This window comes from Pantoea sp. XAF26B01_ASV70 (genome assembly GCF_054512635.1).
On the sequence record NZ_JBTNCJ010000002.1, the window covers coordinates 97,577 to 115,311 of the forward strand.

20 protein-coding genes and 1 pseudogene are annotated in these 17,735 nt (G+C 50.9%); 12 read left to right on the plus strand and 9 right to left on the minus strand.

Features of this window, described 5'->3' with window-relative positions; translation table 11 throughout:
* Window positions 1-181 precede the first annotated feature (181 nt).
* On the plus strand, window positions 182-1,003 hold the full coding sequence (locus tag ACX8ZY_RS19960) for a Cof-type HAD-IIB family hydrolase (RefSeq protein ID WP_139016403.1): 822 nt from the start codon (window positions 182-184) through the stop codon (window positions 1,001-1,003).
* Window positions 1,004-1,032: 29 nt separating this feature from the next.
* On the opposite strand, the gene ACX8ZY_RS19965 is transcribed toward ACX8ZY_RS19960, so the two are convergent.
* The gene (locus ACX8ZY_RS19965; RefSeq protein WP_010246990.1) at window positions 1,033-1,425 is read right to left on the minus strand and encodes a winged helix-turn-helix transcriptional regulator; all 393 of its coding nucleotides are present in this window, start codon (window positions 1,423-1,425) and stop codon (window positions 1,033-1,035) included.
* A gap of 111 nt (window positions 1,426-1,536) precedes the next feature.
* On the opposite strand from ACX8ZY_RS19965, the gene ACX8ZY_RS19970 reads away from it, so the two are divergent.
* Window positions 1,537-2,586, plus strand: a complete 1,050-nt coding sequence (locus ACX8ZY_RS19970) for an NAD(P)-dependent alcohol dehydrogenase (protein WP_158132367.1) — start codon at window positions 1,537-1,539, stop codon at window positions 2,584-2,586.
* Between the two features lie 220 nt (window positions 2,587-2,806).
* Here the strand turns inward: ACX8ZY_RS19970 and ACX8ZY_RS19975 are convergent, their stop codons facing one another.
* From ACX8ZY_RS19975 to ACX8ZY_RS19985, 3 genes are all read right to left on the minus strand, one after another.
* Window positions 2,807-3,493 (minus strand): RipA family octameric membrane protein, encoded by a 687-nt coding sequence (locus ACX8ZY_RS19975; RefSeq protein WP_045140059.1) that lies wholly within the window; start codon window positions 3,491-3,493, stop codon window positions 2,807-2,809.
* Between the two features lie 93 nt (window positions 3,494-3,586).
* A complete protein-coding gene (locus ACX8ZY_RS19980; protein WP_022624412.1) occupies window positions 3,587-3,829 on the minus strand; it encodes a hypothetical protein in 243 nt (80 codons plus the stop codon).
* 2 nt (window positions 3,830-3,831) lie between these two features.
* Complete coding sequence (locus ACX8ZY_RS19985; protein ID WP_010246998.1) at window positions 3,832-4,056, minus strand: hypothetical protein; 225 nt, start codon at window positions 4,054-4,056, stop codon at window positions 3,832-3,834.
* A gap of 230 nt (window positions 4,057-4,286) precedes the next feature.
* On the opposite strand from ACX8ZY_RS19985, the gene ACX8ZY_RS19990 reads away from it, so the two are divergent.
* Window positions 4,287-4,595 carry a hypothetical protein gene (locus ACX8ZY_RS19990; protein ID WP_010247001.1) on the plus strand — a complete coding sequence of 103 codons (309 nt, stop codon included), beginning with the start codon at window positions 4,287-4,289 and terminating at the stop codon, window positions 4,593-4,595.
* Between the two features lie 202 nt (window positions 4,596-4,797).
* Complete coding sequence (locus ACX8ZY_RS19995; RefSeq protein WP_158132366.1) at window positions 4,798-5,892, plus strand: sensor domain-containing diguanylate cyclase; 1,095 nt, start codon at window positions 4,798-4,800, stop codon at window positions 5,890-5,892.
* A gap of 35 nt (window positions 5,893-5,927) precedes the next feature.
* On the opposite strand, the gene map is transcribed toward ACX8ZY_RS19995, so the two are convergent.
* The 3 genes from map to ACX8ZY_RS20010 form a co-directional block, all read right to left on the minus strand.
* Window positions 5,928-6,713: a type I methionyl aminopeptidase gene (map, locus tag ACX8ZY_RS20000; RefSeq protein WP_158149841.1), complete on the minus strand. Its 786-nt coding sequence runs from the start codon at window positions 6,711-6,713 to the stop codon at window positions 5,928-5,930.
* A complete protein-coding gene (locus ACX8ZY_RS20005) occupies window positions 6,710-6,955 on the minus strand; it encodes a ParD-like family protein (RefSeq protein ID WP_158132364.1) in 246 nt (81 codons plus the stop codon). Before ACX8ZY_RS20005 ends, map begins: the two co-directional genes overlap by 4 nt.
* A gap of 1,042 nt (window positions 6,956-7,997) precedes the next feature.
* On the minus strand, window positions 7,998-8,432 hold the full coding sequence (locus ACX8ZY_RS20010; RefSeq protein ID WP_122459766.1) for a hypothetical protein: 435 nt from the start codon (window positions 8,430-8,432) through the stop codon (window positions 7,998-8,000).
* Between the two features lie 133 nt (window positions 8,433-8,565).
* Here ACX8ZY_RS20010 and ACX8ZY_RS20015 point away from each other — a divergent pair, with 133 nt between their 5' ends.
* Window positions 8,566-9,240: an SOS response-associated peptidase family protein gene (locus ACX8ZY_RS20015; protein ID WP_425021046.1), complete on the plus strand. Its 675-nt coding sequence runs from the start codon at window positions 8,566-8,568 to the stop codon at window positions 9,238-9,240.
* Between the two features lie 109 nt (window positions 9,241-9,349).
* Window positions 9,350-9,871, plus strand: coding sequence for a GNAT family N-acetyltransferase (locus ACX8ZY_RS20020; RefSeq protein WP_425021045.1), 522 nt, complete (start codon window positions 9,350-9,352; stop codon window positions 9,869-9,871).
* A 28-nt stretch (window positions 9,872-9,899) separates the two neighbouring features.
* Here the strand turns inward: ACX8ZY_RS20020 and ACX8ZY_RS20025 are convergent.
* Window positions 9,900-10,178, minus strand: a pseudogene (locus ACX8ZY_RS20025) (GrpB family protein); the annotation flags it as partial.
* Between the two features lie 299 nt (window positions 10,179-10,477).
* On the opposite strand from ACX8ZY_RS20025, the gene ACX8ZY_RS20030 reads away from it, so the two are divergent.
* From ACX8ZY_RS20030 to ACX8ZY_RS20055, 6 genes are all read left to right on the plus strand, one after another.
* A complete protein-coding gene (locus ACX8ZY_RS20030) occupies window positions 10,478-12,052 on the plus strand; it encodes a methyl-accepting chemotaxis protein (RefSeq protein WP_425021044.1) in 1,575 nt (524 codons plus the stop codon).
* A gap of 327 nt (window positions 12,053-12,379) precedes the next feature.
* Window positions 12,380-12,940 carry a fasciclin domain-containing protein gene (locus ACX8ZY_RS20035; RefSeq protein WP_060679269.1) on the plus strand — a complete coding sequence of 187 codons (561 nt, stop codon included), beginning with the start codon at window positions 12,380-12,382 and terminating at the stop codon, window positions 12,938-12,940.
* A gap of 61 nt (window positions 12,941-13,001) precedes the next feature.
* Window positions 13,002-13,550, plus strand: a complete 549-nt coding sequence (locus ACX8ZY_RS20040) for a sigma-70 family RNA polymerase sigma factor (RefSeq protein WP_421665478.1) — start codon at window positions 13,002-13,004, stop codon at window positions 13,548-13,550.
* Window positions 13,547-14,224, plus strand: a complete 678-nt coding sequence (locus ACX8ZY_RS20045) for an anti-sigma factor (RefSeq protein ID WP_346551567.1) — start codon at window positions 13,547-13,549, stop codon at window positions 14,222-14,224. The genes ACX8ZY_RS20040 and ACX8ZY_RS20045 overlap by 4 nt, the downstream gene beginning before the upstream one ends.
* 114 nt (window positions 14,225-14,338) lie before the next feature.
* A complete protein-coding gene (locus tag ACX8ZY_RS20050) occupies window positions 14,339-14,779 on the plus strand; it encodes a GNAT family N-acetyltransferase (protein ID WP_191924124.1) in 441 nt (146 codons plus the stop codon).
* 454 nt (window positions 14,780-15,233) lie between these two features.
* On the plus strand, window positions 15,234-16,658 hold the full coding sequence (locus tag ACX8ZY_RS20055; protein WP_425021043.1) for an alpha,alpha-trehalose-phosphate synthase (UDP-forming): 1,425 nt from the start codon (window positions 15,234-15,236) through the stop codon (window positions 16,656-16,658).
* A 99-nt stretch (window positions 16,659-16,757) separates the two neighbouring features.
* Here ACX8ZY_RS20055 and bla read toward each other — a convergent pair whose 3' ends face one another.
* On the minus strand, window positions 16,758-17,597 hold the full coding sequence (gene bla, locus ACX8ZY_RS20060; RefSeq protein ID WP_425021081.1) for a class A beta-lactamase: 840 nt from the start codon (window positions 17,595-17,597) through the stop codon (window positions 16,758-16,760).
* Between the last annotated feature and the right edge of the window lie 138 nt (window positions 17,598-17,735).

Genomic DNA, 17,735 nt, shown 5'->3' on the forward strand with positions numbered 1-17,735 from the left:
GGTTAACATCCTTTTAACGAAAAAAAACGTGCGTGATAACACAACTCCGGAACCGGAACGCTCTGAAAGCCGTTAGCAAAGTCACTATTTGCATTCTCATTAATCCACACAGCGAGTAAGCTTTATGAATCAAATCAATCAGCCGAAAGGACAGAACGGCGAACGTATAGGGGCAGGCGAGATGGCGGTTAAGATGATTGCGGTGGATATGGACGGCACCTTTCTGGACGACAATAAGCAGTACAACGTTCAGCGGTTTTCACGTCAGTATGCGCTGCTGAAGCAGAAGGGCATCCGTTTTGTGGTGGCCAGTGGTAATCAGTATTACCAGCTGCAGCGCTATTTTCCCGACATCAAAGATGAGATCGCTTTCGTGGCGGAAAATGGCGCATGGGTTTCTGACTGTAATGAAGAGATCTTCTGCGGAGAGTTAGCTCAGGAGAAAGTGCATAAGATCCTCGATATCCTGGCGCATGAACCTGACATCGCGGTCGTGGTCTGTGGACGCAACGGCGCCTATATGCATTCATCCACCTCTGACGAGGTGATGGCGATGCTTGCAAACCACTATCACCGGCTGGAAAAACGCGATGACCTCTATGCCATCGACGACACCATTTTCAAATTCTCGCTGAAGCTGGAGCACGAAGGGGTGGATGCACTGCTGCAAAGACTGCATTCCCGTCTGGGCGAGCTGGAAAACATCATGCATCCGGTATCCAGCGGTTTTGGCTTTATTGATCTCATTATTCCCGGCTGCCATAAGGCACACGGCATTGCGCTGCTGCAGGAAAAGTGGGGCATCAGCGATTGCGAAGTGCTGGCGATTGGTGACAGCGCCAATGATATTGAGATGCTGCGTCAGGCCTGCTTCAGTTTCTCAATGGCCAATGCCGCTGATTCGGTCGCTGCCGTGGCGCGCTATCAGACTCAGAGCAACAATGATGAAGGCGCGCTGAATGTCATTTCCCGCGTGCTGGCGCGCGAATTCCCGTTCGATTAAGCCTGCACTGCGTGAGAACTGGCGGCCTTCTATCCGCCACTCTCCTGATGGCTGCGCGCGTGATGTTCCATTTCATCCAGCGCAGCCTGATTCTCCAGTCCCCACTGATACATCTGCTCAATCGGCTGGGCAAAGGTATGCCCCAACGGCGTGAGGCTGTATTCCACTTTTGGTGGCACCACCTGCCACACCTGACGCGACACCAGTCCGCGCTGCTCCAGCTCACGCAGCGTCTGAATCAGCATCTTCTTCGAAATACCCTGCAGGCTACGCTCCAGTTCACCCGTGCGTGCCCGATTTTCCGGCCAGTGATAGAGCGCATGCAGCACCATCGTGCTCCACTTCACCGAAAAGAGTTCCAGCAGGCGGCGTGGCGGTGAATCCGCATAAAAGCAAAGTTTTCCTTCAACCCAGACCGGCATAGTGACTTCCCAGATAGTATGGTAACCAAAAGGTAACTACTACCAAATGGGGTTCCGTGTGTCTATAGTGGGCCGCTTTCTTTACGACCACCAGGTGAAAAGAGGCAACAGATGAAAATTAACGCACTGATAGCGTCCCAGGCAGATCAGCCGCTGCGGGCAGGCCAGGTAGAGTTACGCGAGCTGCAGGCTGACGATGTGAAAATCGAAATTCTTTACTGCGGTGTTTGTCACTCCGATCTGCATATGGCCCGTAATGAATGGGGAGTTAGCCGCTATCCGCTGGTTCCCGGTCACGAAATTGTCGGACGCGTAGTGGCAGTGGGCGGCAACGTCACTAAATTTGCCGCCGGGGATACGGTTGGCGTGGGCGTGATGGTCGACTCGTGCGGTGAATGCCATTTCTGTCAGCAGCAGGAAGAGCAATATTGTGAGGCGGGTTTCACGCCGACCTACAACGGTACGGATAAATACACCGGCAATACGACATTTGGTGGCTATGCGCAGCATGTCATCGCCGACCAGCATTTTGTGGTCACGGTGCCCGACAATCTGGCGCTGAATGCGGTGGCACCGCTGCTGTGCGCTGGCGTGACCGTCTGGTCACCGTTGCAGCATTTTAAAGTCAAAGCAGGCGATCGTGTGGGTGTGGTCGGGCTTGGGGGATTGGGCCATATGGCGGTTAAACTGGCCAGTGCACTGGGCGCAGAAGTCACCCTGTTTACGACTTCTCCGGCGAAAGGGGAAGATGCACGCCGGCTCGGCGCTAAGAACGTGGTGATCTCACGAGACGCCGCACAAATGGCTGACTGCCAGGCGTCACTGGATATCATTCTGGACTGTGTCGCTGCACCACACGACCTTGATCCTTATCTCGGTGCGCTGAAAACCAATGGTCAGCTGGTGCTGGTGGGCATACCCGATCAACCTCATCCATCACCGAATGTGACACCGATGGTGTTTCGTCGCCTGAGCATCACTGGCACCTCAATTGGCAGCATCCAGGAGACGCAGCAGATGCTCGACTTCTGTGGTCAGCACAACATCACGGCTGATGTTGAGATGATCACCGGTGAAGAGGTCGAAACTGCCTTTGAACGTATGCTGACCAGCGATGTGAAATATCGTTTTGTCATTGATATGCAGAAAACCCACTGGTGATGAATACGGCCCGCTGTGAAAGCGGGCCGTCTGACTTTTACCCGGGCTGAACCCAAAGGATTAAGCCCTGCCTATAGTTACAACATACTTATATACTTTAGTATCGACCGTTCTCATTGAACTCCGTGCAACAGGGGTCTTGCAGCAAGATCGTTCTGATTAAACAAAAAAATACCCGGCTCATTGACCGGGTATCTCTTTTGCCGCTTACCAGGCGCAGTTAATCCTGCTCTTTATCCGCGTCACTCTTTTCCGCTTCTTCTTTCTCCACAGCATGGGTAAAAGGCTTAAGCAGCTGAATATCCAGAATCACATAAACCATGGTGCTGATAAACAGGGAGATGACACTGCCAAACACCCCGCTGGTGGTAAACGTCAGATAGTTATAAATCACCAGCCAGGTCAGGCAGATAAACAGCGCGAGCGAAATAGAAAGGTTGGGCACGGAGTAGTTGCTGGTACCACCGCCCTGGGTATGCGTCGCTTTAAACAGATTTCCGATGGAGTATTTCTCCAGCACCAGGATAGTCCTTTCCCAGTTACGCTGTTTACGCGCGCTGGCGCGGGTCAGGAACAGATAGAGAATAGAGATGAAGAAGCCGGAGAAGGCGATGAGTACCGGAATCGCTTCCAGCGCATATTCAATACTCTTATGAGGCGTGCCAGTGGTGCTGAGATCAAGCGTCAGCGAGGCACCCAGCGCAGCATATAAAAAGAGAAACAGAATCAGAAAAGTCAGACTACGTTTCCAGTCGCCATCAGCCTCTGCACCTTTTTGCTGGATGGCCAGCTGAAGCGATTGCTGAATCTGTTGTGCCTGTGGTGAGTCTGTTTCAACGGTGTGGCATGGCGCAGCAAAGAAGTTGTGCATAAACAGCTCATCTTCTTTGTGAATGGTGATTTTCATCAGAAACCTGTATTCGGGAAATTTCCTTTATTCTAATCAGCACAGCATGAATTAACAGTAACTTTGGCTTTATACCTTCAGCCCCGCACTGACTCAGCGGGATATCAGGTTCATCAGGCTACCTGAAACTGAATCGGTTGCGAAACTCTGCTCAGCATTATCCTCTTCGTGACGCAATTGCTGATAGCGCAGCAGCGCGGCATCGGCGTTATCGGCATGCACCACGTCCCACACCATCTTATAGCCATCAGCCATTAACGCGTCCTGCTGATCCTGCCGCTCAGTGTTCACGGCTCTGACTGTTTGCTCTTTCTGAAACAGACGATAGTCTGGCATGGCTATTTCTCCCCTGGATGGTCCAGCGCTTTAAACTGCTTAATGGCTTCATTGATATTGTTGGTATCGACGGTTGCAATACAGCGATCGCCGTTGAACACCTCATAGCGGGCGTTGTGCAGCTGAAACAGCAGATCCCTGCCACGGAAGTGTATACGTTTCTGTTTAACGCCAATCCCATGCCGCCGTAATAATGCCTGTGACAGGCGATCGGTCTCTTTTATCATTCCTTCAGCTCCTCGGCAGTACGTGGTCACTGCCAGTAAACCTGATGAACATTAGTTTTATATTAAGAGATAACCCTATTTTTTACAGGGCTAAACGCATGTTTCAGAGAAATTACCGGGCTGTGTGTGCTGACGGAATCAGCAGCTCACCGGATTAATGCCATTCCCTGCGTTAACGGACCGCAAATGCGGTACACTTGCCGGAATAACTCGCCACAGGACACGCCGCTATGAACGATAAAAAGATGATTTCCATTGATCAGTTCAACGCTGATGAACGACTGGCCGTCGAGCAAACCTATAAGGGCCTGGCCGAGAAGTACCGTCAACGAACCGGTAAAGAGCCTGATAGCAAAAAAGAGAAAGAATTCAATAGTGAAGCTCGTCAGATCATCATGACCAGCAAACTGGAGAAGGAGAGGGCGCAGGCTGAGAAGGAGAAGAAAAAACCGCTGCGTAAGAAAAAACCTTCTTCAATGACCGCCAGCGAAGTCAGCGATTTCAACTGGTCTGCCTCAGTGGTTAAAGGCCGCCGATAAAAAGCTTCCGCGCGTATTCATGGCGCGCGGTATCTTTTCACATTACTGCCATTGTTCCCTGACTGCCATCGTCCCAGGCACACAAGTCAAAGCCTGATTAGATTCCCTTCGCGACCCGCAATAAGAATATTCTGTAAATAGTTTACCTTAATTCATTAATTGCCGATAAACTGCCATAACCTGTTGCTGCTTCAGTCTGCATATGAATTACTACACTCCTGACGATATTCAGCTGAAGCGCCGATCGACGCGATTTGTGCGCCGCATGTTCATGATGCGCCAGCTCGGCACCTTTCTCTGTTTCCTGCCCATTCTGTCAGTATTGATGGAGATGGGAAAAAGCCTGGAACTCTGCGCACTGCTATTTACTAATGCGTTTGTCTGGCCCTATGCCGCCTTCAGACTGGCATTGCGATCGCGCGATCCCACGGGTTTTGAACGTAAGAATCTGACGCTGGATGCCGCTTTCGGCGGCTTCTGGGTGGCAACCATGGCGCTGAGTCCGCTTCCCTCAATTATTATTATGGCGGTACTGATCTCTGATCGTTACTCGGCGGGCGGTTGGGGTCAGCTGAAGTCTGCTCTGCAGGCCTTTCTGTTGACCTTTTTACTGGCCTGGTTAGCCGAAAAGGCGCCTTTGCAACTGACCTTCTCTACCCGCACCGTCTGGCTGACTCTGCCGCTCGCCAGCGGCTATCTGCTGGCGCTCAGCGTGGTTTCACACAATCTGACCCTGAGTCTGCGAAAGAAGAATCAGGAGCTGGAACGCATTGCGCTGATGGATCCTGGTCTGAAAATACCTAACCGACGTCTGTTTGAGCGGCGGCTTGAAAGTGAGTTTTTACGTACACAGCGAGGTGAGGGTAAAGCCTGGCTGATGCTGCTGGATGTCGATCACTTCAAACAGGTTAACGACACCTTCGGGCATGAAGCCGGCGACTTTCTGCTGGCAGAAATCTCGGCACTACTGCGTGACAGCGTCGGCCTGAAAGATATACCTGCCCGCTTTGGCGGCGATGAGCTGTGTGTGATTGTGCGGGATGCGGATGAAACCAGCATCATGTTGCTGGCAGAGCAGATCAGACAGGGGATTGCCCTGCTGCGGCTACCGGCTTCATCTACCTTTCAGTGCTCGGTGAGTATCGGGATTGCACCGGCATGCGATGCGGCGACAATTCATGAATGGCTGAGATGCGCCGATGAGGCGCTGTATCAGGTCAAGCGCGCCGGACGTAACGATGTGCAGGTGTGGCATTCCGGCACGCTGGAAACGCTGAGTGAAGTCAGGGGCAGTTAACAATGCAGCCTGAGACCCGGTCTCAGGCTGAGAGATTAAATCGCCGGGTAGTCGCCGGTGCCTTCAGGCCAGGGCGTGAGCAGATCAAAACCCTCATCGGTGACGGCGACGGTATGTTCCCATTGCGCCGAGAGCGAGCGATCTTTGGTGACCACCGTCCAGCCATCTGACAGCACGCTGGTTCCGGCTTTACCGGCATTAATCATCGGTTCGATAGTGAAAATCATGCCTGCTTTCAGTGGCATCCCTTCGCCCGGCGTGCCGTAGTGCAGCACCTGTGGATCGGTGTGGTAAATTTCACCGACGCCGTGACCGCAATATTCACGCACCACCGAGAAGCCAGCCGATTCAGCGACACGCTGGATAGCCGCACCCACATCGCCCAGCGTCGCGCCAGGACGTACGGTTTTGATACCGGCGACCATCGACTGATAGGTGATCTCCACCAGACGATTGGCACGGACTGACGGTGTGCCGACAAAGTACATCCGGCTGGTATCGCCATACCAGCCATCTTTGATGATCGCTACATCGATATTAACGATATCGCCATCCTTGAGTTTTTTGCTGGCCGGGATGCCGTGGCAGACCACATGATTGACCGACGTGCAGGTGGTACGGGTATAACCGTGATAACCGATGTTTGCTGGCGTCACTTTAAGCTCATTCACGATGAAGTCGTGACAGATATCATCCAGTTCTTCCGTGGTGATGCCGGGACGGACGTGAGGTGTAATCATCGCCAGCACCTGAGCCGCAGCCTGTCCGGCTGCCCGTGCCATTTCGATTTCCGCTGCGGTATGAATTTTAACGCTGTTCATGACACGTCTCCTTGTGTGGTGAGGCTCTCTTTAGGGAGTATATTGCGTATATCAGCGCTGCCTTCCAGTTCAAGCCGGATTAGCATCTGCGCCAGTTGATGTTGGGTCTGCTGTGGATAGAGTTCTGCCAGCATACCGAGTTTTAGCCAGTGTTCTGCCTGTGCATTAATTGAGCGGCTCATCGCCTGACTGGCGATGCGCAGATTCTCATGCATCAGATCGGAGATTTTTACGATACCCATGCAAGCCTTATATGAAACGTATATGTTTCGTATAGCTTAACGTTATCGGCGTGGTTTGAAAAGAGGGGTGAGATTGTTGCGCGTCTGAAGCAGGGTACAGAATGATGACCAACGGCCACGCATTTCGATCGGAACAGAAAAATTTATAGGTAATAGGAAGGTGTGTATTGCCAGGTAACAGTAGTGCAGTCCCGCCGAAAAAGCGCCGAAACACTGTCTTTTTTTGAAAACGTAGCTGATGACTGAGCAGATGAATTACTGGGTTGTTCTGGTGGCTGTGGATATTAAGACTGTAGAATAGATGATATAAAATCCGGGCAAACATCAGGGATGTAATCATGAAGAAAATAATTGCTTCTTAATTTTCATAAAATTTTCAAGTCAGACCGACAATAAGCTAAACCGGTGTCTGATAAAACCCTTTCTGTTGCATGCAACGTTCTGCAGCTTCAGGAATTTCCTCTCTGCGGCTCATGACAACAAACACAGTTAAAAAATATTTTCCTGACTACTTTTACACGGTATGGCTATATGTAGTAGCCCATGAGCCAGCCAGAACTGATGCTAACAGTATGTCGATCTCTGAAGCTATGCCGTCAGATACCGGCTGCTAAAACATGAGGTGCAGATGTGCACCGCGATGCAGTTATCCGTTGTCAGCAACAGACAGCAAAGTCTTACTCCGGTACAAGCTCCATTCAGCCCAGCAACTTTCAGGGTTGATATCGAAGTAACCGCGGCATTCAGCCATGGCGAGAGCAACATCACGCGGCACTTCGATAGTTGTGGCATTGTCACGGATGCTACTGACTTCCTGCTCAGTAAGCGGGCTTCCTTTCTCATTCTCAATTCTCATCAGTAATGGGATGAGGGCAGGTATAAAAACTATGGTCATGAGTTATATCTCATATTATTAAAGGTTCGTGTCCCTACGAAGTCACTAAAATATGACCTCTCCGGGGTGCGGTAAGTGGCATTCTGTAAAATGTGTCTTCCTGAAAAATATCAATTCATCGTCGTTTCATCGCTACAAGGCTTGAAATCAATTAACACTGCCCAGGCATACAGGCAGGTTTGTATAGCCCGGCTGGCTTACCATAGATAAGGGTGAACATGTCGGTGCCATATTCTGGCTAACTGGCTGAGCCTGGGGCTGATTTGGATACTGGTTGTCATAGCTGTTCGTTGAGGGTTTTCTTGCGGCCTGACGGCCCTTCTCACGCACGTAGGATGACGTGTAGTTATGGGCCTGGTATGCGCCATAACCCGCCACGCCCGCAGTAGCATATCTGGCCGTTCGCTTGCTGCTGGAATATCTCTTCTTGATTCTGGGTGTCGTTGTTTGTGATGAGTAAGCTGAACTAAAACTATGGCTGTAGCTTCTATGCCCACCCCCACCACGATGGCCGCGCGCATCAGCTGTAAACGAGGCAGCCATCAGTGATGCCATAGCCAGACTTAAAATAATTCCCTTCATTACTGCTCCAGTTTATTCATATTCATTAATTATGTTCTCGTCAAAAATCACGATATCTTCAGCCAGAAGAACAATTTTTTTAGATTTATTTAACTCGTTCAACGCTGCGCTATCCTTATGAGAGGAGGTCCCCATGTGTGGACGGTTTGCGCAGTACAGCAGCAGAGATGATTACTTTGAATCCCTGGGGCTGAAGCCCGATGAAATTATTTATGATCCGGAGCCGATAGACCGCTTTAACGTAGCGCCAGGCACCAAAGTGCTCTTGCTCAATGAGCGGGATAATGAACTGCACTTTGATACAGTTTACTGGGGTTACGGTCCGGAGTGGTGGGACAAACAACCGCTTATCAATGCGCGTGGTGAAACCGCTGCGACGGGACGCATGTTCAAACCGCTGTGGGAGCATGGTCGCGCCATTGTTCCTGCCAATGGCTGGTATGAATGGAAGCGAGAGGGCGACAAAAAACAGCCTTACTTTATCTACCACAAAGAGAAAGAACCGCTGTTCTTCGCCGCTATCGGCAACGCTCCTTATGGTAAGGATCATGGGCATGAGGGTTTTGTTATCGTAACGGCAGCGAGCAATAAAGGCATGGTTGATATCCATGACCGACGCCCGCTGGTTTTAAGTGCGGATGCTGTACGCGAATGGCTCAGTGCCGGAACCACGTCAGAACGTGCTCAGGAAATTGCACATGAAGCCGCATTGCCGGAAAAGGACTTTACCTGGCATCCTGTTACAGCCAAAGTCGGCAACATCCACAATCAGCGTGAAGCGCTTATTAAAGAGATCAAGCCTGACTGAACAGACTGATGAGGTGAGAGATTTACATAGTTTCCCGCACCGTTTCCCGTTATAAAAACAGGATCACTCGTTTCTTAATCTGAGAGCGTTTATTTTGCAGCAAGACACTATGCGGTTGTTTCTTCGGCCAGTCACCCCATCAGATGCCGATGATCTTTACAGGATCTACGGCGACCCTGCGACGAATACGTTTAATCCCGCGGGCCCACATCCGGATATCCATCATTCACGGGAAGTGCTATCGCGCTCTATCCGTCACTGGGAATTGAATGGCTTCGGCAGTTGGGCTATCTCGCTTCAGGATAATCCAGATAGAATCATCGGTTTTGGGGGATTGAGCATCAGAAGCTTTGCCGATATCACGATCAATAATCTGGGATATCGTTTCTCTCCGGAATCCTGGGGGAAAGGACTGGCGACGGAATTTGCGAACTATGCGGTTAGTTATGGATTCGAAGAAGTAAAACTGGCTGAGATTTCTGCAGTCGTAAGAGCAAATCATCTGGCTTCACAAAAGGTTCTGATTAATGCCGGCCTCCGGCATATCCGGGATATTTATGATGTGGAAAATGCGCCCGCAAGCATGCTGTTTACCCTGAGTCAGGATGAATGGAATCAAAAACGGGGGTGAGGAGGATATATCCTGTCCTGCTCAGTACCTATCGTTTCAGGTCAATCAGTGCGAGCTGTAGATGATGCGCTATAAAGTTCGCTTTGAGCGCGCTGTAGCGTTGAGCATCGTTGTTACAGAGTGATGCTGCTTCACGCTTTATCTCAGCATAGGTTGCTGCGATATCTCTGTTTTCTCTGAGGTAATCACGGAAAGCAAGGTGCCTTATTATCTGTTCGTCTCCAGCTGCAAACGCATGCACCTGATGGCTACGCCTTTCTCCACCCTTAATAAAATATCTGCGGCCTGAGATTCCGTTCTCACCACGAGGACACTTCTATTGTCAGTCATCTCAAATTACGCTGAAGAGTCTGTTAAATCCGTGGTGCCACAAGCGAAGCTGGAATAGTTTTATCCGCATTCAGGCGACAAGTTACGAGAATCACACTCACTGCCTTAATGGCATCCGTCAGGGATTTACCCTTTTACTCAGCCCAGGAATCATCGCTTCTTACCCCTTTCATTACTGTAATTTCTTTCCTCGCTGCCGATAACAGATCCAGTACCAGCGAGCCATAGAAGCGGAACGTCGGTGATAACCTATTAATTCAAACATCGGGGTCTCCTATGTATCGGAACAAAAAAATAAAATTAAGCGTCATGCTCACTGCGGCATTCCTTACTGTCATCTTAACGGGCGTTTTTGTGACAGGATTTGCCGGATTTAAACTCAATACGGCCAGCGATCAGCAGGAATTGACGCGCGCGCGGCTGGGCGATCTCCAGGCCTTGCAGACGCTAAAAGATAATTTAACTCAGCAAACTGTCCTTTTACTGTCCGTGGCTTCAGACACTCAGCCTCAGGCAGAGGCCACTATAAAAACCCAGTTCTCTGCGTTGCAGACCAACAGTGATAATACCACTGCGCATTTCCGGGAACTGATCAACGGTGCCAAAAGCATTCCGGGGATCAATATTGCTGAAGTAGAAGAAGCTTCCACGCAATTAAATAAAATCGAAGTGGCAGCGGGTCCGCTTCATCAGGCAGAGCAAAACCTGTTTATGCAGAACGCCACTCCGTTCCCGGAAAAACTCCGTGGTGAACTGATCCCTGCGCTTTCGCACTACCGCAATGCAGTGGATGAGATGGTTGATTATCAGGCGAGGGTAACGAGTAAAACGGCGGAAACGTCCACGCAGGCGCTCTCCGGTGTTTATATGACGCTGGCTGGCCTGACCACCCTGTTTGTTGTGATGGGATTTGTGATGAGTGGGCTGATCACCCGCTGGATCAAGACTCAGCTGGGTGGCGAACCTTCGCATGCGCAGGGCCTGGCCGCTGCGATTGCGGCGGGCGATCTGACGACAAAGGTCACCCTTCGTCAGGGAGATACCGTCAGCATGATGGCTTCTCTGGATAGCATGCAGAGCAATCTGCGTGACCTGGTCTCGCAGATTAAAGATTCTTCCGCTTCGGTCGCCATGGCAGCTGATGAAATTTCTCAGGGCAATACCGAACTCTCTTCCCGTACAGAGCAGCAGGCCGCCGCTTTGCAGGAAACCGCCGCCAGTATTGAACAGCTCACGGTTACAGTGAAAAGCAATGCAGCGGGCGCGCAGCAGACAGCGGATTCGGCTCGCGAAACCGCTGCGCTGGCGCGTTCGGGTGAACACGATATGCAGCGCATGTCAGAGACGATGAATGATATTTCAAAAAGCGCGGTGAAAGTCCGGGATATTACCTCCGTTATCGAAGGAATTGCATTTCAGACCAACATTCTGGCGCTTAACGCGGCAGTCGAAGCAGCGCGAGCGGGCGAACAGGGCCGGGGTTTCGCCGTTGTCGCGGGTGAAGTCAGGACGCTGGCGCAACGCAGTGCAACGGCAGCCAGAGATATTAAACATCTGATTGAAGAGGCTGTGGCGCAGGTCGAAAGTGGTGTTGTCGTGGCAACCGGCACCGGCAAGAGCATTCTTGATATCAATGCGATGGTTGGAAAACTTGCCGTCGCGATGGATAACATCTCACTCGCCTCAGCTGAACAGATGCAGGGCATTTCACAGGTCAGCATTGCGGTAAACGAGATGGATGGCGTCACGCAGAATAACGCCGCGCTGGTTGAGGAATCCTCTTCCGCATCACAGTCGCTTTCAGCCCAGGCACACGCTTTACGTGAAGCAGTGAATGCTTTTCGCATTTAAGTTCATGCGTGTAGCTCACGGCGAAAGACGTGGGTGGAGAGCATCTGAGCTGTCCGGGTCATAGGTTTTTACATTACTGAAATGTATGACCGGGAGCTATTTCTTGCCAGTAATGATGGCTGTCTGCTGTGCGTGAAAAGCAGACGTTGACGCAGTATGGACTCGTTATGATAAGCCCACCTCTGGTGGGCTTATTGCATATCGCCTCAGCCTGAACCCCCCCAGCTAAAAAAAATTAAAATTTTTTGCATCCGTTTTCGCTGCTCATTCGTATTAACAGATAAGGGCGCTCTCGCCCTGTCCGTTAACTCAATGAGGGAAGTGAAAATGAAACCATTCCTGCCAACTCTGATTTTTTCTGCATTAGTCTTCAGTGGCGCCACTTACGCGGCGAGCATGGACAGCGACACGGTGATGGTCGGCGGTGCCGCCATGTACCCATCGAAAAATATTGTTGAGAATGCTGTTAACTCGAAAGACCACACCACGCTGGTCGCGGCTGTTAAAGCCGCCGGTCTGGTCCAGACACTTGAAGGAAAGGGGCCATTTACCGTTTTCGCGCCCACCAATGCCGCCTTTGATAAATTGCCTAAGGGCACCGTCGACTCCCTACTTAAGCCAGAGAACAAACAAAAACTCACCAGTGTCCTGACCTATCACGTTGTCGCAGGAAAACTGGACATGAAAGCGCTGGAGAAAAAAATCAAAGCGGGTGGCGGTAAAGCCGAGCTGAAAACGGTCAATGGCGAATCATTGTGGGTAATGGCAAACGGCCCACACAACATTCAGCTTAAAGATGCTCAGGGCAATATTGCCAGTATCACCACGTATGATGTGAACCAGAGTAACGGTGTGATTGACGTTATTGATACCGTGCTGATGCCGTAAAGCGTTACCTATACTGTGTGTAGCCACTTATCGCGTGGCTACATCTTTCACAGGGAAGCCGATGACAAAAAATGTGCCCCATATTCAGGCCGGTTTAATGAACCAGATAGCCGTCGGTGATAAAGCTGCTCTTGAGCAGCTTTATCGCGTTCTGTCGCCCCGACTCTATGGGATCATCCTGCGGATGGTGAGACGCCGGGACTGGGCAGAAGAGATCCTGCACGATACGTTTATTCAAATCTGGCAGTCGGCTAACTATTACGACGATAAGCGCAGTGAGCCGCATATCTGGCTCAGCCACATTGCCAGAAATCGGGCGATTGATTTCCTCCGTAAACATGAAAACAGAAGCTGTTCCTTGGAGGAGGTCAGCGAAGCGGAAGCGGGTTTCCAGACGCCACTTCCTGCCGATGCGAGCCATGCGGAAGCGCGTCGCCTTCAGCACTGTATGGCGCACTTACCTTCCGAACAGCGACAAAGTATTTCGCTCGCCTATTATCGTGGCCTGTCACAGAGTGAGATTGCGCTCTCCATGAGTCAGCCGGAAGGGACGGTGAAAAGCTGGATCCGTCGCGCGTTAACCCATCTTCGGGAGTGCATAGGCTTATGACTGGTCAGGAACAACATGATCTCACTGCGGCCGAATATGTGCTTGGCCTTACCGACGATGTGACACGTCATCGGCTGGATAAACGCCTCAATGACGATTCATTATTTGCTGCAGAGGTGCTGCACTGGCAGAAAGCGTTCAGCGGCATTGACCTGCTCACTCACGCCGTTATCCCGTCTTCTGCGGTCTGGCAGCAGATTGAGCAGGATCTTGGCCGGAATGCAGGCTTCTCTGGCACGATATCAATCCACAGGCATCCTGGCTTCTGGCTCGGCTGGGGCCTGGCGGCGGCAATGGCTGGCATCCTCATTTTCACCCATTTAAACAAGCCTGATGCCCCACAATCCCTGCAGCCGATTGCGGTACTCAGCGGCGCACAGCCCGATGCACAGTTTGTGGTGAATCTGGATAAGTCAGCTTCACTCCTTCAGGTTTCGGCGCTGAACATCACGCTGCCAGAGAATAAAAACCTGCAGCTCTGGCTGATCAGGGGCAGTGCTCCACCACAATCTCTGGGATTGATCAATCATAGCGACAGTAATGTTTTCCGCTTACCGCCTGGCGAGTTAGATAATCAGACGGTACTGGCGGTAAGTCTGGAGCCGGTGGGGGGATCTACGCTCAGCGGGCCGTCCGGTCCGGTGATATTCCAGGGCAAAGTCACGGTGCTTTAATCATCAGGACGCGGGTCCACGGACCGGGATTCAGCGGAAAAGGGGAGTGGATGGCTTTTCAAATGGCAAACCTCATCCCCTTGCCTTAACCAAATCAGGGGGAATGACAAAAGAATGGAAATCAGAACGGCGTTGGAGTCTGATGCGGCAGGCATCAGTGAGCTGATACAGCTTGTGTCTGTGCAATGTAATTTTTCAGAGACAGAGCCCTGTCCGCAATGGTTCATCGACAGCACAAAGCCCGATGTGCTTCAGCCGTTGATTGTTTCAGATGACTATCTCTGGCTGATTGCCGTGGAAAGAGGTGAAGTGACAGGCGTACTCACCCTTTTCGAAGGCAATTTAGTTAAATACCTTTTTGTACATCCGAAATTTCAGCGTAAAGGGGTAGCGAGGGCTCTCTGGCAGCAGGCGATTCCCGAACTGCGTTCAGAAATTAGCGTACGGTCTTCACTCCTTGCCGTCCCTTTTTATGAGAAAAGGGGATTTAAAAAAGTCGGGGAGGTAAAATTTTTTAACGGCGTATCTTTCCAGACAATGAGCGCTCAGCTCTGAATTAACAAAGAGATTTTTAGGTTCTCTGTTTCCGCAATAAAACGGCCCGGCCACGCATTTATCAAACCAGCTTTGAGGGTGAGCGGAACCGGGCCAACCCGCCTTATTTATACCCGCGTATATTCCCTGTCTTCAACTCACTGACTTTTTGCGCCATCGCTGTCCGCTAATGCTATATCGGGCGCGTGATTTGCAGCGTTTTTACACTTCATCAGACTCTTTTTACGCCTTTTTTACAGGCCGTTCGGTTTAATTAACGGCACCGGGCGTTTACGTGACAACGTTACACGATGGCAGTCACAACCCAATTTTGCAAAAAGCGTCTGCAGGCAATAAGTGGACGGGGTGTACATTCATGAGTGGTTTTCTCCAGTTTATTCTCCGACCTCCTATTAATAGCGGCTCGCTGCCAGGCACTGGTGCCTCTCCGCAGCGGGTTCTTAAGGAATACAGCATGTCAGGCCTTATTCTTGTTTCGCATAATCAATGTCAACGTTCGACGCTTACTGCAATTTATGACGGCATCCTTTCCCGTCAGGGAGGCGTCTGGATTAGCTGGGATGGTAAAAGCAGGGTGATGCCTCCGGATGCGTCAAGACCCTACGCCGTGCAGCAGATGGGTCAGTATGAAACCGTGACCTTCCCGTATACGCCTGGCGAGCTTAATGAGGGGTACCACAATTATATTCACAAAGGGCTCTGGCCTGTTTTTCATCAGCGTCCGGACATGGCCCGTTTTTCTACAAGCGGCTATCAGGAATATAAAAACATCAATAAAGCCTATGCGCGCGCCATCTGCGAAAATGCCACACCCGACGATGTTATCTGGATTCAGGATTACCATCTGCTAGGCTGTGCCACCTATATCCGTGAAGAAGGATTGACCAACTTAGTGGGTATTTTTCTGCATCAGCCTTTCCCGGCTGGCAGAATGTTTGAAACCATACCCGAATGGCGCTGGTTCACTGACTCACTGTTATGTTGTGATCTGATTGGCTTTCAGACCGTGCAGGATATGAATAACTTCCTTGTCTGGCTGGAGAGCGAATTCCGTATAGAACGGCTGGAGGCGCAAAGCTTTCGTGTTCATGGCCGGATTATCAGGGTGGGTGTGTTTCCTGTCGGAATTGACCTTGACGATGTCCAGTCTCTGCGTGATAGCAACAGCTGTGCTTACATGGAAATGCAGTGCCGCGAAACCCTGCCCGATAATACCGTGCTAAGCGGCGGCCATCTTGATGAGAGCTCAGGGCTGCCTTACCGAATCAGCACCCTGGAGGTGCTGCTGCGAAAATATGATTGCTACCAGAAAAATATCACGCTGTTGCAGCTGGCGCCTCCGGCAGCCGGACACGCACATGATGCGTCAGAACTCGGTCACGCTCTGGAAGCACTGTGCGGGGAACTTAATGGCGTGCATGGCACAATGAACTGGTATCCGGTGAACTATCTGACTCATGGTTACAGCCGGGAAGAGCAGGCCGGTATCTATCGTGCCTCACGCGTTGCGCTGGTGACGCCGTTGATGGCAGGCATGAGCCTGATGGCCAAAATGTATATCGCCTTACAGGACCCGAAAAATCCCGGGGTGCTTATCCTCTCGCAGTTTGCCGGTGCAGCCGGGCAGATGGAGGGTGCCATCATCGTCAATCCTTATGATCCTGATGCAATGGCCAGTGCGGTACATCGCGCATTGCAGATGCCGTTACACGAACGGCGGTCTCTGCATGCCCGTCTGATGAAGGGACTGCATATGCAGAACAGCCATCACTGGGCTGAGTCATTTTTGCGCATGCTGAACGCTGAGCCAACTGCCCCGGAAGCCTTGCCGTCGCCTGCCTTTTTTCCGCACCTGAGCAGTAGCCGGGCGAGGTACTGAGTTTTTGAGTTGAAGTGGTATTTCGCTGGTGCGCGGGTTAGCGGGGCGAAAGCCAGATAATCGGCCCACTCTGAGCCGATTATCTGAAGCTGAAGCTAATTATTTACTGATTGCGTCCACAACTAGTTTTGCCGCACTGGCCAGTACGTCTTTGCGCGCGACCGCGTCTTTGTCCTTCTGGGTGAAGTAGGTCGTCAGGATGATGGGTGCCTGATCCTTCGGCCACATGACGGCAATATCATTAGTTGTGCCATAGTCACCACTGCCGGTTTTATCAGCCACTATCCAGTCAGCCGGCAGGCCTGCTTTAATACTGTTTGCACCTGTTGTATTGCCCTTCATCCATTCTGACAGTTTGGCTCGCTGCTCTCCTTTGAGGGCGGTGCCGAGAACAAGCTTATTAAGCGTGTCAGCCATCGCTGAAGGAGTCGTAGTGTCACGCACATCATCCGGGATTGCTGTATTGAGTTCTGGTTCCTTTCTGTCCAGGCGAAAAGCCTTATCGCCGATTGTTCGGGCAAAATGCGTAGCCTGTTGCGGGCCACCCAGATACGCAAGTAATTTATTCATCGCGGCATTATCGCTGTATTGCAACGCCGCAGCACTCAGTTCAGCAACAGTCATTGATGAGCCGATATGTTTTTGGGTGATGGGATTATAATTAACCATGTCGCTTTTATTTATATGAATTTTCTTATCAAGCAAACTATGGTCACTTTCATTTTTCTTTAATATCGCTGCTACTGCCATTACTTTACTTGTGCTGCACAGCGGGAATCTTTCATTGCCCCGCCATGAATATTCAGAACCATCGGATGTGTCAACGACCGTAACGCCGAGTCTGCCACCAGATTTATTTTCCAGTGTCTCAAACTGGCTCTTTAGCGTTAGCTGGTCAAAAGCAGCATGGGCTGACACTGAACAACCTGTTGCGGCCATCAGTAACATGCCGGTCAGGCTTCCTTTAAAGTTTATCATCTTGCATTACCTTATTCTGGCATTAGTAAAATCATGGGGTCTTTTAAGTCACGCAGAAAAAATGCATCCCTTAAATTATTTGCCCCAAAATAAATCAAT

Coding starts and splice junctions, on each gene's coding strand:
- ACX8ZY_RS20045 (WP_346551567.1), top strand. CDS start 13,547: ATGACTGGTCAGGAACAACATGATCTCACTGCGGCCGAATATGTGCTT.
- ACX8ZY_RS20030 (WP_425021044.1), top strand. CDS start 10,478: ATGTATCGGAACAAAAAAATAAAATTAAGCGTCATGCTCACTGCGGCA.
- ACX8ZY_RS19995 (WP_158132366.1), top strand. CDS start 4,798: ATGAATTACTACACTCCTGACGATATTCAGCTGAAGCGCCGATCGACG.
- ACX8ZY_RS20035 (WP_060679269.1), top strand. CDS start 12,380: ATGAAACCATTCCTGCCAACTCTGATTTTTTCTGCATTAGTCTTCAGT.
- map (WP_158149841.1), bottom strand. CDS start 6,713: ATGAACAGCGTTAAAATTCATACCGCAGCGGAAATCGAAATGGCACGG.
- ACX8ZY_RS20005 (WP_158132364.1), bottom strand. CDS start 6,955: ATGGGTATCGTAAAAATCTCCGATCTGATGCATGAGAATCTGCGCATC.
- ACX8ZY_RS19990 (WP_010247001.1), top strand. CDS start 4,287: ATGAACGATAAAAAGATGATTTCCATTGATCAGTTCAACGCTGATGAA.
- ACX8ZY_RS19965 (WP_010246990.1), bottom strand. CDS start 1,425: ATGCCGGTCTGGGTTGAAGGAAAACTTTGCTTTTATGCGGATTCACCG.
- ACX8ZY_RS19960 (WP_139016403.1), top strand. CDS start 182: ATGGCGGTTAAGATGATTGCGGTGGATATGGACGGCACCTTTCTGGAC.
- bla (WP_425021081.1), bottom strand. CDS start 17,597: ATGGCCGCAACAGGTTGTTCAGTGTCAGCCCATGCTGCTTTTGACCAG.
- ACX8ZY_RS20020 (WP_425021045.1), top strand. CDS start 9,350: ATGCGGTTGTTTCTTCGGCCAGTCACCCCATCAGATGCCGATGATCTT.
- ACX8ZY_RS20010 (WP_122459766.1), bottom strand. CDS start 8,432: ATGAAGGGAATTATTTTAAGTCTGGCTATGGCATCACTGATGGCTGCC.
- ACX8ZY_RS19970 (WP_158132367.1), top strand. CDS start 1,537: ATGAAAATTAACGCACTGATAGCGTCCCAGGCAGATCAGCCGCTGCGG.
- ACX8ZY_RS20040 (WP_421665478.1), top strand. CDS start 13,002: ATGACAAAAAATGTGCCCCATATTCAGGCCGGTTTAATGAACCAGATA.
- ACX8ZY_RS20015 (WP_425021046.1), top strand. CDS start 8,566: ATGTGTGGACGGTTTGCGCAGTACAGCAGCAGAGATGATTACTTTGAA.
- ACX8ZY_RS19975 (WP_045140059.1), bottom strand. CDS start 3,493: ATGAAAATCACCATTCACAAAGAAGATGAGCTGTTTATGCACAACTTC.
- ACX8ZY_RS19985 (WP_010246998.1), bottom strand. CDS start 4,056: ATGATAAAAGAGACCGATCGCCTGTCACAGGCATTATTACGGCGGCAT.
- ACX8ZY_RS19980 (WP_022624412.1), bottom strand. CDS start 3,829: ATGCCAGACTATCGTCTGTTTCAGAAAGAGCAAACAGTCAGAGCCGTG.
- ACX8ZY_RS20055 (WP_425021043.1), top strand. CDS start 15,234: ATGTCAGGCCTTATTCTTGTTTCGCATAATCAATGTCAACGTTCGACG.
- ACX8ZY_RS20050 (WP_191924124.1), top strand. CDS start 14,339: ATGGAAATCAGAACGGCGTTGGAGTCTGATGCGGCAGGCATCAGTGAG.